Genomic DNA, 17,554 nt, shown 5'->3' on the forward strand with positions numbered 1-17,554 from the left:
GTTTGATATAAATTATATATTGTTTGTATAAATTAGAAAACCTAAAATAGTTGGTATAGATATTTCGAGAATTTAACTTGCAGGGAGAGATTGGATATGACGTATCATCAACTACCAAAAGCACAAGGTCTCTACCGTCCAGAATTTGAACATGATGCTTGTGGAATCGGCTTGTATGCTCACATAAAAGGAAAAGCAACACATGATATTGTGGCAAAAGGACTAAAAATGCTGTGTCAATTGGATCATCGCGGTGGACAGGGGAGTGACCCGCTAACAGGCGATGGAGCGGGACTTATGGTTCAAATACCGGATCAATTTTTCCGCCAAGAATGTTCAACCATAAATTTACCTGAAAAAGGGAAATACGGTGTGGGGATGCTGTTTTTCTCGAAGGATGATGGTGAACGGGAAGAAATTGAAAACTATATCAATAAAATGGTCGAACAAGAGGGGCAAACGGTGCTTGGCTGGAGAACAGTCCCAGTGAATGCAGAACCAATAGGGGTAACGGCACAGGAAAGCTGTCCTGTCATTCGCCAATTGTTTGTTGGTGACAACGAAAATAGTACGGATTCATTAGCTTTTGAACGGAAATTATTCGTCATTCGGAAACAAGCGGAAAAATGGGCAAAGGAATCAGAATATCGATTTTACTTTGCAAGTCTTTCGAGCAGGACTATTGTTTACAAAGGTCTGTTAACGCCTGAACAAGTTGACCAGTTCTATTTGGATTTGCAGGATGAGAATTTTGTCTCTGCGTTTGCTTTAGTGCATTCTCGCTTTAGTACAAATACATTTCCAAGCTGGGAAAGAGCACATCCTAACCGTTATTTAATTCATAATGGCGAAATTAATACACTTCAGGGAAATATTCACTGGATGAAGGCGCGTGAAAGTCAATTTGTGTCAGAGGCATTTGGAACTGATTTGGAAAAGGTGCTGCCAATCCTTGATACAGATGGAAGTGATTCATCGATTTTAGACAATGCGCTTGAATTTTTAGTGCTTGCCGGCCGTAAGCCAGCGCATGCAGCGATGATGCTTGTCCCAGAGCCATGGTCTGAGAATCCTCATATCACAGAGGAAAAACGAGCTTTCTATGAATTTCACAGTACTTTAATGGAGCCTTGGGATGGACCGTCCGCTATTTCTTTCACTGATGGTAAACAAATTGGTGCTATTTTGGATCGGAATGGCCTACGTCCGGCTCGTTATTATGTTACAGAAGATGATTATATTATTTTTTCATCAGAGGTTGGCGTCATCGATGTAGAGCCTGAAAAGGTGTTATACAAAGAGCGCCTTCGCCCGGGAAAAATGTTATTGATTGATTTAGAAGAAGGACGAATCGTTTCCGACGAGGAAATCAAATCACAATTGGCACTGGAACAGCCTTATCAGAAATGGCTAAATGATCAGCTGGTTCGATTGGAAGATAGAGAAGAGGCTGAGGGAGAGATCCCGGCAGATTTACTGGTCCTTCAAAAAGCCTTTGGATATACGTATGAAGATATTCAAAAATATATCCTTCCAGCCGTGACTGAAGGTAAAGACCCGCTTGGAGCAATGGGAAATGATATGCCGCTTGCTGTATTATCAGACCGGCCACAAAACTTGTTTAACTACTTTAAGCAATTGTTTGCCCAAGTAACCAATCCACCGGTTGACTCGATACGTGAAGCAATTGTCACTTCAACGATTTCCTATCTAGGAGCAGAAGGGAATTTACTTCATCCATCGGCAGAAAATTGCCGTCGGATTCAGCTGGAGTCACCAATCATAACGAACAGCCAGCTTGAAGATTTAAAGAAGAACGAATTATTTAAAAGCAAAGTAATCGACATCTTGTTCACAGAGGATTTAGAGAATAGCCTTAACGAAATTTGCCGTGAAGCAGACAAAGCAATTGCAGGCGGTGCCAGCTTAATTATCCTGTCTGACCGAAATATGAATGCAAAAGGGGTTGCCATTCCATCTTTATTGGCAGCGAGCACCCTTCATCAACACTTGATTCGTGAAGGATTAAGAACGAAGGCAAGTATCATTATTGAAACAGGGGAAGTAAGAGAAGTTCACCATTTTGCTGTACTGCTCGGATATGGTGTTGATGGTATTAACCCATATCTTGTGTTCGCTACCTATCAGAAAGCTGTTGAGGAAGGAACTTTACCATTCACCTATCAAGAAGCAGTTAAGAAGTATATCTATGCCATGACTGAGGGTGTTGTAAAGGTCATGTCAAAAATGGGAATTTCAACTGTGCAAAGCTACCGTGGTGCACAAATTTTTGAAGCAGTGGGGATCAGCTCTGATGTCATCGACACCTACTTCACTGGAACAGTTTCCCAGTTGGGCGGAGTTGGTTTAGACACCATCGCCGAAGAAGCTAAGCTGCGTCATTCGGAAGCTTATACTGAATCAACCGACAAGACTCTTGAATCAGGCAGTAACTTCCAATGGAGACATGATGGTGAACACCATGCCTTTAATCCAGGAACGATTCATACCCTGCAATGGGCTTGCCGCAACGGTGATTATGAATTATTTAAAAAATACTCCACACAGGCTAATGAGGAAAGACTTGGCTTCTTACGCAACTTATTCTCCTTTAATGGAACGCGTACAGCTGTGCCGATTGAAGAAGTAGAATCCGTAGATTCAATTGTCCGCCGCTTTAAGACTGGTGCGATGTCGTTTGGGTCTATTAGTAAGGAAGCGCACGAAACATTAGCGATTGCTATGAACCGGTTAGGTGGAAAAAGCAATTCTGGTGAAGGCGGGGAAGATTCAAGTCGTTTTGTTATCGATGAAAATGGTGATAACAGAGGAAGTGCTATTAAACAGGTTGCTTCCGGTCGTTTTGGTGTAAAGAGTCATTACCTTGTTAATGCCCAAGAGCTGCAAATAAAAATGGCACAAGGTGCAAAGCCGGGTGAAGGCGGCCAGTTGATGGGTACGAAAGTATATCCTTGGGTTGCCGACGTTCGTGGGGCAACGCCGGGAGTCAGCTTAATTTCACCGCCGCCGCACCATGATATTTACTCAATCGAGGATTTGGCGCAGCTGATTCATGATCTAAAAAATGCCAATCGTGATGCTCGCATTAGCGTAAAGCTTGTTTCTAAAGGCGGAGTCGGAACGATTGCTGCAGGAGTGGCAAAAGCGGTAGCCGATGTGATTGTTATCAGTGGTTATGATGGCGGAACGGGTGCGTCTCCGAAAACGAGCATTCAGCATGCCGGATTGCCGTGGGAACTTGGATTAGCAGAGGCACACCAAACGCTAATGCTGAATGGTTTACGTGATCGTGTTGTGCTTGAAACAGACGGAAAATTAATGACTGGCAAGGATGTTGTAATGGCGGCCTTACTTGGAGCGGAGGAGTTTGGCTTTGCAACAGCACCGCTAGTTGTCCTTGGCTGTGTCATGATGCGTGTTTGTCATCTAGATACATGTCCGGTTGGGATTGCCACTCAAAACCCTGAGCTTCGCAGAAAGTTCACAGGTGAAGCTGATTATATTGTTAACTTTATGCGTTTCGTTGCACAGGAAGTACGTGAGATTATGGCTGAACTTGGATTCAAAAGTATTGAGGAGATGGTCGGCCGTACAGATGTATTAACCGTAAGTGAGCGGACAAAAGCACATTGGAAGGCGCAGCATTTGGATTTAACAGCGTTGCTTTACAAGCCTGAAGGACACCGCACCTTCAAAACTCCACAAAATCATAGAATAAACGAATCACTTGATATCAAAGAAATTCTTCCGGCTGTTCAACCAGCTTTAGAGCAGGGGACACCGGTCGATTTAAGTTTCCCAATTACGAACATCAATCGCGTGGTTGGTACGATTGTCGGAAGTGAAATTTCCAAACGCTATGGTGAAGATGGACTTCCGGAGGATAGCATTACCTTACGATTTACCGGTTCCGCTGGGCAAAGCTTTGGTGCCTTTGTACCAAAAGGAATGACACTCCAACTTACCGGGGACGCGAACGATTATGTTGGGAAAGGTCTTTCTGGCGGAAAAATTATCGTTAGAGCAGATGAGCATACCAAGCTCGCTTCTGCCGAAAATGTCATTGCAGGTAATGTTGCCTTTATCGGGGCAACAAGCGGCGAGGCTTATATTAACGGACGTGCTGGAGAACGTTTTGCTGTTCGTAACAGCGGTGTAAATGTGGTGGTTGAAGGAATTGGCGACCATGGCTGTGAGTATATGACGGGCGGACGTGTTGTTATTTTAGGTGATGTTGGCAAAAACTTTGCAGCTGGAATGTCTGGTGGAATTGCCTATGTTTTAGCAGAAGACAAAGAGGCATTTAAGCATTTATGTAATAAAGAATTAATTGAATTTGAATCAGTATCAACTGCTGCCGATCAGGATGAGCTAAAACAGTTGATTGAAAATCATTTCTGTTACACACAAAGTGTAAAGGCTAGCTGTGTTCTCGAAAACTGGAAAAAGTGTGTGAGAAAATTTGTCAAGGTCATTCCGAAGGATTATAAACGGATGATTCAATTGATTGCTGAGCAAAAAATAGCAGGATTATCGGAAGAAGAAGCAGTGATGAGCGCCTTTTTAGCGAATTCCTCTGCAAAACCAAACTCATCTAAACAGCAGGAAGCTGCAAACCGCTAAGAAAGGGGAGAGGAACAATGGGAAAACCAACGGGATTTATGGAATATTCCCGCGAAAAAGTGGGAGAAAGAAATCCGCTGACACGGCAAAACGATTGGAGCGAATATAGTGTTCCTTTTTCAGATGAAAAGTTACGTATACAGGGGGCGCGGTGCATGGATTGCTCCATTCCCTTCTGTCATACCGGGATGGAGATCCAAGGAGCAACGTCAGGCTGTCCAATTCACAACCTGATTCCGGAGTGGAATGATCTAGTGTATCGCGGCCTTTGGAAAGAAGCACTTGACAGGCTGTTGAAGACAAATAATTTCCCTGAGTTTACAGGAAGGGTTTGTCCGGCTCCGTGTGAAGGTTCATGTACATTGGCGATTTCCGACCCGTCAGTTGCAATTAAGAATATTGAACAAGCGATTATCGATAAAGGTTTTGAAAACGGATGGATTACACCAAGGATTCCAAGGTCTCGGACTGGAAAGAAAGTGGCGATTATCGGTTCCGGCCCTGCTGGTTTGGCAGCAGCTGATCAGCTTAATCAAGCAGGCCACTCCGTAACTGTTTTTGAGCGAGCTGACCGTCCAGGTGGTTTGCTGATGTATGGAATTCCGAACATGAAGCTTGAAAAAGAAGTAGTAGAACGCCGGGTTCGTTTATTGACTCAGGAAGGCATTGACTTTGTTACCAATACAGAAGTGGGCAAAGATATCACAGCTGCAGAACTTCAAGCAAAGTACGAAGCGGTCATCCTTTGTACAGGAGCCCAAAGGCAGCGGGATTTAGTGATTGAGGGCCGGGAAGCAAAGGGAATATACTTTGCGATGGATTATTTAACCCTAGCGACAAAAAGTCTGTTAGATTCGAACTTTGAGGATGGTCAATTCATCAATGTAGAAGACAAAGACGTTATCGTTATTGGTGGTGGGGACACAGGGGCCGACTGTGTGGCAACAGCGCTTCGTCAAAAAGCCAAGAGTGTCGTGCAGTTCGGCAAGCATCCGCAATTGCCTGCTGAACGTACTTCAGGTAATTTATGGCCTGCTTTTCCAAACGTTTTTACAATGGATTATGCTTATAAGGAAGCTGAAGCGAAATTTGGGGATGATCCACGCCAATACTCGATTCAAACAAAGAAAATCGTAGCCGATGAGAATGGGAATCTTAGAGAGCTTCATACCATCCAAATGGAAAAACTAAAGGATGAAGAAGGTCGTTATTATTTTAAAGAAATCCCAGGCACTGAAAAAGTATGGCCAGCTCAGTTTGTGTTTATCGCAATCGGCTTTGAAGGTACTGAACAGCCTCTGTTAAGCCAATTCGGTGTAAAAGCACTCAACCAAAAGGTTGCTGCGAAGTACGGTGATTTCAGAACAAACATCGAAGGAGTGTTCGCTGCAGGCGATGCAAGAAGAGGTCAAAGCCTCATCGTTTGGGCGATTAACGAAGGTCGGGAAGTGGCACGGGAAGTCGAAAAATACTTGATGGTTTAAAAACTCCATCTAACCTAATAAATTTTGTAATAATATAAAGACCGCACGGTGAAGCTTATCACTCGTGCGGTTTATTTTTTAGAAAACTCCATTCACTAATCAACAGTTCCTGTTTGTAGGATTTCTATATCTGCATTTACAACGACTTTAACGTTTGGATAATACATATTCCATTGTTTTTCATTAAATCCGCGATAATGTTCTTTATATTTTGCTCCTAAACCTAAAGGATCAACTTGATGCTTCTTAAATTGATTGATGATATTTATGGCGCTTTTTTCTAATTCCTGTTCAACCTGTTTTTGATACTTTTTCTTATCAAAAGACTGCCTTTGTTTCTCTGAAGGAGCGAACTCATGAAGTCTTGTTTTCATTTTTAAATTAATCGTAAATTCTGGTCTACCCTGTACAATTTTCACTTTATACTTTACTTTTGAACCGAGAGTATCAAGTACAACATTATCATGTTTTTCTAAAATAAATTGGCGTAATCCAGTTCTATTTATATCAACAAGTGCCTTGAAAATAAAAAGATCCTCCATTGAAATCGAAGTAACATATTGATCATCCTTAAAAATTGCCATGCCAGTAATCCTAATGTTATCTTTTTCCTTTTTTATTAAAGGTAAATAAGGATCCTGTCCAATTTGAAAAAATTGAAATAAAAAGGATTGTAAATTTGTTTGGGGAAGTAGTCCCATTTTCATATTTTGCTCCAGCAATTCTTGGATATGAATTGAAACATTCTCATTTTTATATTTCTTCATTTTAAATAATTCATTCGAATCGCCATCAACAATAGCCATTTGTACAAGACTCCCGATAGCAGGATCACGATGTAAGGTATCTACAAAATCATTTATCCCTTTCTTTGCCATTTTTTTGCCATACAGAGCTACACGAACCTGACCACTTACCAATGTGTATCGAGTTTCGTTATTTAAGATCGAACGAATTTCTTTACTGGATTTCCCTATAGCTGTTCTGACTTCTGTAGTAGAAGTTTTGTCTTTTTTAAATATAGGAAATACAATCGTTCCCTTTATGTTCTTTTTTTCGGCCAGATCATACCCTACCCCTTGAGCCATATCGATTTCATTGACAATGTTGGTAGGAAGAAAGCTGCACCCTGATAATAATAATAATAATATAAGAATCAAACAAAACGCAGACCTATTCATCATTTTGCTTTCCCCTTTTTAAAAAAGTTAAAACAAGTAAGAGTATGGGGATATAGCCGTAAAATATCCATAAATTCATTTGAATGATATATTTATTCAGCATATCTTTGAAGGAACCGTTAAATTGACAAAGGATAATACTTAAGAGGCAAAGAAGGAGTAATGTATATTTTTGCTTCCTGTTAAAAATTCTCTTTAAACCTCTGCTGGAGCACCATAAAAAAAGTGCGATTAAAACACTAATGATAATTAAATACATGGATATATATAGGTATTCAAATCGTTCCAAGAAAGACAACGTAACTGTTTTTGTTAAAGAAAGTTCAGGCCAAAGTGTTGTTTTTAACTGATTTTCACTATAAAAGGTAAAGGAAACAATAGCAGAAATGGTATACAGGATAGTGGTAAATAAAACACCTAAATGAGCGAATTTTTTTGAAGCTTTAGGATCTCTTATAAAGGGATAGTACATCAACAATGCCTCAGTTCCCGCTATTGAATACATCGAGCTTTTAATGGAGTCCGCTAGGTCCATAAAGGAATGGCTCATGATCGGAAGTAAATTTGAAAAGTGGGCAATTTTTAACGGGAAAATAAAAAGTACGATTAGCAAAATTTGCGGAAAAATAAACGATAAAAAGGACATGCCGACAATAACCCGAAATCCTCCAGAAACACAATAATATACTGATAGTAAAATAATAGTAGAAAGTATCCATGAAGGCATGGTAGGAAACATCCATACTTGAATGATCTCTATAAACCCAATTAAAACAGAAATACTTGCTAACCAATAATAAATCATGATAAAGAAGCTAAGAAATTTACCTAGTCCATTTCCAAAAATAGTGGTATGTACATCGATAATATCTCCATTGGTTTTTCCTAAAAGTTTGTACATCACCCAAATAAACGCTTGTACTAAACACCCAGCAACTAATACACCAATCCAGGCATCATATCCTGCTTTCGCGGCAATTGTCCTTTGAAAACTTAAAATCCCAACACCAACCTGAGAATTGTAAATAATAAAGAAGACTAAATAGGGAGAAACTTGATGTCTAATATTGGCTTGCAAATTGTTTTTCCCCTTTACGATTTATTCATAAAAATCGTTTGCCGGCCCCGTTTTTTTTCCTGTACCTGTTGATTTCCACTTTTTTTGCGGTCTCAAGGTTTTTGGGTTTTCTTTTTGCATGGAAAATGGCAGCCTTACCCATAAATCTTGAAAGGAAGTATTCCGTATTGGATACTGGCTTAAATAAGGTCGCCCAAGTGACGTTAACCGAAGTAAATGGATTTGTGTAATTAGGAAGGCTAAAAACACCCCAAGCAAACCAAACCATTGTGCAAGAAAAATAACTGGAAACTTAATAAATCTAATGGTATTACTAAATTTATAAACAGGTGAGGTATAGGAAGCCAAAGAGCCGAGTCCTACTAAAATAAGCAATACATTGCTAGTTAATCCAGCTTCCACAACAGCTTGCCCAATTACAATACCACCTACAACACCGAGGGATTGTCCTATTTTAAGCGGCAGACGGATTCCGGCCTCTTTTACCATTTCAATCATTAATTCTAAAAAAAGAGCCTCTAAGAATGGGGCAAATGGAACAGCTGCCCTTGATCCAACGAGCGTTTCTAATAAACGGGCCGGGATCAATTCATAATGATAGGTCATAATGGCTACATACATTGGGGTTATCATTGTCGAGATAAACATAGCAGCAAATCGCAATAACCGAAAGAAATTTGAAATGATCCAGGAATAGCTATAATCTTCCATTGCAATAAAAGATTCCATTAGGGTAACGGGAAGTATGACAAGATTCGGTGAACCATCTGATGCAATGATTATTTTTCCTTCTGTTAGTCCAGCAGCAACTCGGTCCGCCCTTTCCGTTGATATCGATTGTGGAAACAAAGAATTAGAATTGTCTTCAATCATCGACGCGATATATGAACTGTCTTGTATATGATCATATTGAATATCTTTTATTCTTTGGATGACCGTGTTTACATTTTCAGGATCTGCAATTCCGTCCATGTAAAGGACTGCTACTCTTGTTTTGGATAGCTCTCCAACCTTCATTTCTTTGACGAGCAGTTCTGGAACAGGCAATCTTTTTCGAACTAGATTGATATTAGTATCTAATTCTTCAATAAATCCAACCTGCGGTCCTAGTGTAGAGGATTCCATAGTTGCCATGCCGACATCTCGAAATTTACTGTTCGCAATATTGATTAATAAACATTCGTCATCATATTGGTGCTTTTGAATAGCTAGGGACCCATTCAAAATGTTTTGGATGATTTCATCTGCATCCCTTGTAAAAATAATCTCTTGAACAGGGATTCTACTTTTTAATTCTTCTAATGGAAGTTTTTCTTGTAAATATGGCAGAACATCTTTATGTAAAATGTCTGATGAAACAAGGGTGCGATAATATGAAATCCAAAAGGGCTCATCGTCTCTTAAGGAAGTATGCTCGTGAACGAAATCATTTGATTTGGATAATCGTTCAAGCCAGTTTTGATTTGAGCCTGCTCCATATTCCTTGTCTCCATTTTTTAACTTCATTATAATCCCTCGAGTAATTTTTTCTCAGTTTGTGTAGATATGGAGATTTTATACAAATCAACATTTATTACCCTTTGGAAATTTCATTTTTTTGAAGCATCTGAAGTGGCAAGAACGAGTGTTTGAACATTTTTACATTAATCATTATATGATGAATATGTCAGCATTCGGGAATAGAATTTAAAATGTTCTAAAAATTTCTTTGTGTTAAGTGAATAATGATTATTCTCTGAGCGTACCCATCCTAAACCTACATTTTCCTGTTCGTACTCTTTAATTTCGAGAGGGACTATTTCACCGCTAAGAACATCAGGATCATTTTTTATAGTAAAGTCAGGTACTAAACTAATTCCTAATCCTTCAATAATCGCTTTTTTTATTACTGCTGAATTGTCCGTGGTAAATAAAATATTTAATGGCCCAAATTGACTGATTATGTTATTTACAAATCGTTTCACATATTCACCATTATATAAAATAACGTTTTGAGTTATTAATTGTTGAGGCGTTATGTTTTTATGTAACGCTAATGGAGACGTTTTGCTGACGGCCACCATCATCTTTCCTTCAAGGATTACTTCAAATAGTAGATCTTCTCCTTTTTTTAATAAATCTTCGTATATCGTGATTAAGCCTATGTCAATCTGATTATTTCGGACATGTTCAATAATATGCTGGGTGGTTTTTTCAGAAATTTCTATATTCACATTTGGATAGGCTTTTTTAAAGGCGGCTAATGGTTCCAACAGGAACAGCATAAAGCCAGGGATTGATGATAATTTTAGATTTCCGGTATGCACTGTGTTATAAGTTTGGGCTTCTTCTTTAAATTCGTGAAGCTTCATTAATACTTCATATGCCTTTTTAATTAAAGTTTTTCCTTCATTCGTTGGAACGGCACCAAGTCGTCGGTTGCGTTTAAATATTTTAACTCCCAGCTCATCTTCTAATCTAGTAATGGATTGACTGATTCCTGATTGCGAAACATGAAGTTTTTGTGCTGCGATAGAAATAGAGCCTGTTTCCGCAATCTTTACAATGTACTCAAGTTGTTCGATATGCATAGGTTTCTCCTTTTAATATAGAAGCATAGCTTATATATTCATAAGTAATGGTTGATTTATTTAAGTGTAGATTATATATATAATAAATTCAAGCAATTCATAATTTTCATAGATTTAAAAAGATTGGAGGAGAAAGAAAATAATGGTTTTGAATTTGAATGAGAATTTAAAGAACAGTGCTGCAAGATTTCCAAGTAATATTGCCTATACGTTTTTGTACCAAAGTACAACGTATGCTGAACTTGATCATGAGGTAGATTGTGTTGCAGCGGGGTTATCTGCTGCAGGCATCAGAAAAGGGGACAAAGTTGCTTTACTCCTTGGGAATTGCCCGGAGTTTGTTACTGCTTACTATGGGATTCTTCGTGCAGGTGGAGTAGTTGTTCCAATTAATCCAACCTTCACTTCAGGAGAAATTTCATATATTTTATCAAATAGCCATACGAAAGCTGTGATTACTGATGCTTCTTTAGAGTCAACCATATCTCAATTGAAAGAGCAATTAGAACATTTGAAGATTGTCATCTATACAGAATCGATCAAGTCTGAATTATCATGGGAGATTGTCTTTCAAGAAGCAAATGATATTTTTGTAAGCCCTTCCATCCAGGAGGATGATCTGGCGGTTATTCTCTATACTTCCGGAACAACTGGAAAGCCGAAGGGTGCTATGTTGTCTCATCGAAATATGGTGTCCAATGTTGCATCATTATCTAGGCTAACAGAGTTGACAGAAGAAGATCGTATTATTACTGTTCTACCAATGTTCCATGTGTTTAGTTTGTCGGTTTGTATCAACATGCCTATTGCCTGCGGGGGCACAATTGTCATTGTTCCGAAATTTAGTCCTGCTGAGGTGATTAACACGATTAGAAGAGAGAAAGCGTCATTGTTTGCTGGGGTTCCAACCATGTTTAGCTTTATGTTACAGGTGCCAGGAGCGACGGCAGAAGATTTTTCATCTATACGGGCATGCTTTTCAGGTGGAGCTTCCATTCCGGTTGAACTACTTCACAGATTTGAAGAGAAGTATAACGTTCGGATTATAGAGGGCTATGGCCTTTCTGAAACTGCCCCCGTTACAGCCTTTAACCCATTGCGGGGAACACGCAAACCTGGTTCTGTTGGTATAGATATACCTGATGTAAAGAACAAAGTGGTGGATCCGGATGGAATTGAAGTTCCAAGAGGAGAAATTGGAGAATTGATTGTAAAAGGTCCGAATGTGATGATGGGTTATTTAGGAATGCCGGAGGCTACATTTTCAGCATTAAAAAATGGATGGTTTTATACAGGTGATTTGGCCCGAATGGATGAAGAAGGGTACATCTATATCGTGGACCGTAAAAAAGATATGATCATCGTTGGCGGGTACAACGTCTATCCGAGAGAAGTGGAAGAAGTATTATATCAACATCCGGCAATTGTGGAAACAGCCGTAATTGGAATGAAGGATAAAGATTTTGGAGAGATTGTAAAGGCTGTCGTTGTATCAAACGATGAATCTATAACGAAGGATGATATCTTGCATTTCTGCCAGGACAAGCTTGCAAAGTACAAGCTTCCAAGACAAGTGGAATTTATGAAGGAATTACCTAAGAATAGTACAGGTAAAATTTTGAAAAGAGCTTTGCATGTTGAACAAGTGGAAGTTAATTAGTTTGATAGAGAAATATTTTAAAAACATTTGTCAATATTCAAAGAGTAATTAACAAGGAGGAATTTCTATGAAAACAGCAGTGCAAATATTGGAATTTCCACTCTATATAAACGGGGAGTGGAAGCCAGCTATAAGCGGAGAAACGTTTAATGTAGTTAACCCTGCAACTGGCGAAGTCGCGGCAAAGGTAGCGAAAGCTGGGATCGAAGATGTGGAGGTCGCCGTTTCCTCAGCTCGTCAGGCTTTTGAATCGGGAGTATGGTCTAAAAAATCCCCGCAAGAACGTGCTCACGTACTTGTCCAATTTGGAAACAAGATCATTGAACATGCTGAAGAATTGGGTTACTTAGAATCTATTAGTTCAGGGGCTACCGTTCGACGTATTTCAAACTTAGACATCCTATCCATTGTCGATCTCTTACAGCAAACAGCAAAGTTTACCGTAGAGTATCCGTATGTTGAGTCACTTCCAACTGTACCATTTCCTGGACCAAGCAATAACCAAGTCTGGCGTGAGCCGCTTGGAGTTGTAGCAGCTGTGACGGCTTGGAACTTTCCAATGATTTTAGCTATGTGGAAAATTGCCCCCGCGTTGGCAATGGGGAACTCGATCGTAGTCAAACCAGCATCCAATACGCCGTTATCTACCTTGAAATTAGCGGAATTGGCAGCTGAAGCAGGAATCCCGGCAGGTGTATTCAATGTTGTATCTGGTCCTGGTGCCAGCATTGGAGAAGCACTTGTCACGCATCCAAGTGTAGACAAAGTGGCTTTTACCGGTTCTACAGAGGTAGGGAGCCGCATTATGGAGCAGGCGTCTAAAACGGTGAAACGCGTCACGCTTGAGTTAGGCGGGAAATCACCTGCCATCGTATTGCCAGATGCTGACATGAGCATTACCATTCCTGGCATTTTATTCGGATTCTTAACACACTCTGGGCAAGTTTGTGAATCCGGTACGCGAGTATTAGTACATGATTCCATTTATGAACAAGTAATTGAACAATTATCTGAACTTGCAAGCACGATTAAAATTGGGAATCCATTAGATATCGCAACGGGAATGGGACCGATGGTATCACAGCAACAATTGGATACCGTACTTTCTTATATTGAATCCGGTATTCAAGAAGGGGCACGATTGGTTTGCGGAGGTAAGCGTACAATTGTTGAAGGATTTGAAAATGGGTATTTTATTGAGCCTACGATTTTTGCGGATGTTCATAATGACATGAAGATTGCTAGAGAAGAAATTTTCGGTCCTGTTCTTTCAGTCATTCGTTACTCCACTGTTGAGGAGGCGATCGAAATTGCGAATGACACGATTTATGGATTAGCAGGTGGAGTTTGGACTAAGAATGTAAATAAAGGAATGAAAATTGCCCGTGAATTAAAGGCTGGAACGATCTGGATCAATGATTGGCATATGCTCCGTAGTGATGCTCCATTTGGGGGATACAAGCAAAGCGGGTTCGGGAGAGAATTAGGCCGCTATGCACTAGACGAATATTCGCAGCTAAAGCATGTTCACTGTTCACTCGTACCTGAAGTAAGCCAAAGACCTTGGTACCAAATATTATTGGGGTAATACAGGTTCATTTAATAATACAAAAATAAAAAAGCAGGTGATTCTATGTCAACATCATTTTTTCAATTTTCTGTTCGAACGGTTGTAAATAGCGGGGCGGGATCAAGAACTTTGCTTCCTGAGATGATAAAAGGGCTTGGGGGTAAACGAGCAGTACTTTTCACGGATAAAGGTTTAACCCAGGCCGGAATTACAGCTCAAATTAAAGAATTATTTGAAATCATGCCGGGTACGCCAGAGCTTGTTGGGGTGTTTGAAGATATCGAACAGGACGCAAAAGGTGAAATTATTAATCGCGGAGCTCGTTTCTTTAAAGAGTGCAACGGTGATTCCTTAATCGCTCTTGGCGGCGGAAGCGTTTTAGATACTGTAAAAGGGATTAAGTGGATGCTTCATAAAGGGCTCGATGATATCCGTGATTCCCTTCTTACTGGAAATGTGATGGAGTGGTGGCCAGAAGCCCAATATATTTTTATTCCGCATGTAGCTATTGCGACAACGGCGGGGACAGGTGCTGAAGTATCACCGGTAGCCGTTATCCTTAATGAAAAGCTTGGAATAAAAACAAATCTACTTCATCAATTTATCAATGCGGATATGGCTATTCTTGATCCGGATTTAACAGTAGGGCTTCCTCCTAAAATCACTGCCTTTACAGGATTTGATGCATTAACTCATGCAGTGGAGGCTTATTTTTCACAAAAGGCCAATCCGATGACAGATGCATTTGCACTTCAATCAATTCGAATGATTGTAGACAATTTACAGACTGCGGTCCAAAAAGGGGACGATCTTTCAGCAAGAGCGAATATGCTAATGGCAAGTTCGATGGCTATTTCTGCTTTTTGCCTTGCGATGAATGCGGTTCCAGTTCATAACATGGCACATGCGTTAGGGGCAAAATTTCATATCCCGCACGGGCTAGCTAACGCTGTATTGTTGCCGAATGTAATGGAGTCCCTGCCAACGTACTATTTGCCAAGAATTACGGGGTTCGCCCAAGCGTTGGGGATTGCAAATCCATCAGAACAACCAGAAAAATGTTTAGAGGAAGTTATCCAATTTATAAAAGATCTCCGCACAGCAGTGAATTTGCCAGACACTTTTGGTGAATTTGAATGTAACGAAGAGACACTTCAACATTTGGTACCAGCTGTTCATAATGACCCAGCCGGAGTTTTCTATAAGATACCAGCTACGATAATCACCAAAGTGATAAATGAAGTTTTCGAGGTACCTGCGATAAAGGCTTAATCTCGTTTACAAGATGTAAAGCGCTACTTTTACATTTCATAATCTGGCTATCTAGTTATATGGAAAACACTTGAAAACCTCCTCTTAATGTTTGGTTGGTGAACTGACATTATAGCCAGGTAGTCAAAAGTGTTTTCCTTTTTTTAAATTTTAAAATATTAATCCTTGGAGGTTTGTATGATTAGTAAAGTATCAACTCAACCTTTGTCCGCTACTTCATTTACAAAAAAGGCAAATTTAGCAGTGTACGAATTTCTAAATTTTGATGATAGACAGGATTTTGAAGATGCATACCGAGGCTTTATTGCACCACTAGAATCTAAAGTTATTAAAGATAATTCTGGGGAAGTCGTTTGGGATATAGAAAAATTAGATTATCTAAACGACACTGCTCCTGAGACAGTGAACCCGAGTCTTTGGAGAAATGCACAATTACAGGCTATCTCTGGTTTGTTTGAAGTAGTAGAAGGGGTTTATCAAATTCGTGGACAATCTATCGCCACCACTTTCTTTTTTGAAGGTAAACAAGGAGTCATTGTCTGTGATGCATTAGGAAGTACTGAATCTGCTGAAGCTGCAATGGAATTATATTATAAGCATCGTCCAAGAAAGCCTGTTTCAGCCATCATTATTAGTCAAAGTCATGCTGACCATTTTGGCGGTATTCAAACCGTTCTAAAATATGCAGAGAATCCAGATATTCCAATTATAGCTCCCCAATATTTTACAGAAGAAGCGTTAAGTGAAAATGTGCTTTTAGGCACAATCATGGCGCGTCGAGCAGAGTATCAGTTTGGTAAAAATTTACCAGACGGCACGAAGGGCTCCGTATCTATAGGTATAGGTAATACAATGAGTTCAGGGACGATGAGTTTTGAGAAACCGACTGTTGAAATTGTAAACGAAATCCAAACGATGGAAATCGATGGGGTAACCTTTCAATTTCTATTAACTCCAAACACAGAAGCACCAGCTGAAATGCATTTTTATATCCAAGAGTACAAAGCATTATTCGTATCAGAGAACGCCAATAAATTGATGCATCAAATTTATACGGTAAGAGGGGCAAAAACCCGGGATGCCCTTCATTGGGCTAATTCACTCGATAAAACAATCGATTTATTTGAAAATGAAGAGATTGATGCATTGCTCATGATCCATGCATGGCCTGTTTGGGGTAAGAATCAGGCATTAAACCATTTGAAATTGCAACGTGATTTATATAAATATATGCACGATCAGACAGTGCGTTTAGCCAACCACGGATATACGATGGATGAAATAGCTGAAACAATCAAACTTCCCAAAACATTGGATACTTATTGGGGGAATCGTGGGTATTATGGTACTTTAAAGCATAATTCAAAGGGCATATACAATTTTTACTTAGGTTATTATAGTGCTCATCCATCAGATTTAGATCCATTACCACAAGTGGAAGCTGGCCTTAAATATGTTGAATACATGGGTGGAGCAGCTAATATTTTGAAACAGGCAAAAGTAGACTTTGAAAATGGTGAGTATCGCTGGGTAGCTCAAGTAGTAAAAAATGTCGTTATGGCCGACCTAGAAAATTCGGAAGCAAAAAATTTATTAGCGGATGCATTCGAACAATTAGGATACCAAGCCGAATCTGCCAATTGGCGTAATATTTATCTTGTCGGTGCATCGGAACTAAGAAATGGAATTAATAAAGATAATTCTCCATTAGATGTTTCTGGAATCATTAAAAATATGCCAGTAGATGAATTCTTAAAGCTGATCGCTGTTAAACTAAACGGTCCAAAAGCAGATGGTAAAAAAATAACGCTGAATGTAACGTTATCAAATTCCAATCAAGAATATGCGATTTATTTAGAAAATTCCGTTTTAATTTATAAAGCTGGTAAGTTAGATGCTGATTCAGATGTTTCCTTAACTCTTGATCAATTAACATTCTATGGAATTGGACTTGGTATGCTTTCTCCAGAACAAGCAGTAGCAGCAGGTAAAGTAATCATTTCTGGTGACCAAACAAAATTGAATGAATTTTTATCCCTTTTAGATAAGTTCGAAGCTCTTCCAAATATCGTAACTCCTTAATTAACAGAGAAAA

Annotated in this window: 10 protein-coding genes; 6 read left to right on the forward strand and 4 right to left on the reverse strand. The window is 39.5% G+C overall.

The features are described from left to right. The first annotated feature begins 96 nt into the window (after positions 1-96). Both gltB and gltD read left to right on the forward strand, forming a co-directional pair. The gene (gltB, locus tag M3189_RS03625) at positions 97-4,644 is read left to right on the forward strand and encodes a glutamate synthase large subunit (protein WP_251632134.1); all 4,548 of its coding nucleotides are present in this window, start codon (positions 97-99) and stop codon (positions 4,642-4,644) included. Between the two features lie 17 nt (positions 4,645-4,661). Next, complete coding sequence (gltD, locus tag M3189_RS03630; protein WP_251632136.1) at positions 4,662-6,128, forward strand: glutamate synthase small subunit; 1,467 nt, start codon at positions 4,662-4,664, stop codon at positions 6,126-6,128. A 95-nt stretch (positions 6,129-6,223) separates the two neighbouring features. Here gltD and M3189_RS03635 read toward each other — a convergent pair whose 3' ends face one another. From M3189_RS03635 to M3189_RS03650, 4 genes are all read right to left on the reverse strand, one after another. Then, complete coding sequence (locus M3189_RS03635; RefSeq protein WP_251632138.1) at positions 6,224-7,312, reverse strand: Ger(x)C family spore germination protein; 1,089 nt, start codon at positions 7,310-7,312, stop codon at positions 6,224-6,226. Continuing rightward, positions 7,302-8,387 carry a GerAB/ArcD/ProY family transporter gene (locus tag M3189_RS03640; protein WP_251632139.1) on the reverse strand — a complete coding sequence of 362 codons (1,086 nt, stop codon included), beginning with the start codon at positions 8,385-8,387 and terminating at the stop codon, positions 7,302-7,304. The genes M3189_RS03635 and M3189_RS03640 overlap by 11 nt, the downstream gene beginning before the upstream one ends. Positions 8,388-8,408: 21 nt before the next feature. Then, positions 8,409-9,893 carry a spore germination protein gene (locus M3189_RS03645; RefSeq protein WP_251632142.1) on the reverse strand — a complete coding sequence of 495 codons (1,485 nt, stop codon included), beginning with the start codon at positions 9,891-9,893 and terminating at the stop codon, positions 8,409-8,411. 137 nt (positions 9,894-10,030) lie between these two features. After that, positions 10,031-10,957: a LysR family transcriptional regulator gene (locus tag M3189_RS03650; protein ID WP_251632144.1), complete on the reverse strand. Its 927-nt coding sequence runs from the start codon at positions 10,955-10,957 to the stop codon at positions 10,031-10,033. Positions 10,958-11,099: 142 nt separating this feature from the next. Here M3189_RS03650 and menE point away from each other — a divergent pair, with 142 nt between their 5' ends. The 4 genes from menE to M3189_RS03670 all read left to right on the forward strand — a co-directional run bounded on the left by menE (position 11,100) and on the right by M3189_RS03670 (position 17,541). Then, positions 11,100-12,617 carry an o-succinylbenzoate--CoA ligase gene (gene menE, locus M3189_RS03655; RefSeq protein WP_285889349.1) on the forward strand — a complete coding sequence of 506 codons (1,518 nt, stop codon included), beginning with the start codon at positions 11,100-11,102 and terminating at the stop codon, positions 12,615-12,617. Positions 12,618-12,684: 67 nt separating this feature from the next. Then, on the forward strand, positions 12,685-14,205 hold the full coding sequence (locus tag M3189_RS03660) for an aldehyde dehydrogenase family protein (protein ID WP_251632146.1): 1,521 nt from the start codon (positions 12,685-12,687) through the stop codon (positions 14,203-14,205). 45 nt (positions 14,206-14,250) lie between these two features. Beyond that, entirely contained in the window at positions 14,251-15,459 is a 1,209-nt protein-coding gene (locus M3189_RS03665; RefSeq protein ID WP_251632148.1) for an iron-containing alcohol dehydrogenase, read from the forward strand. A gap of 177 nt (positions 15,460-15,636) precedes the next feature. Next, positions 15,637-17,541: an alkyl/aryl-sulfatase gene (locus M3189_RS03670; RefSeq protein WP_251632149.1), complete on the forward strand. Its 1,905-nt coding sequence runs from the start codon at positions 15,637-15,639 to the stop codon at positions 17,539-17,541. Positions 17,542-17,554: the final 13 nt, after the last annotated feature.

This window comes from Neobacillus niacini, from assembly GCF_023715415.1.
Lineage (GTDB): Bacteria > Bacillota > Bacilli > Bacillales > Cytobacillaceae > Neobacillus > Neobacillus niacini_C.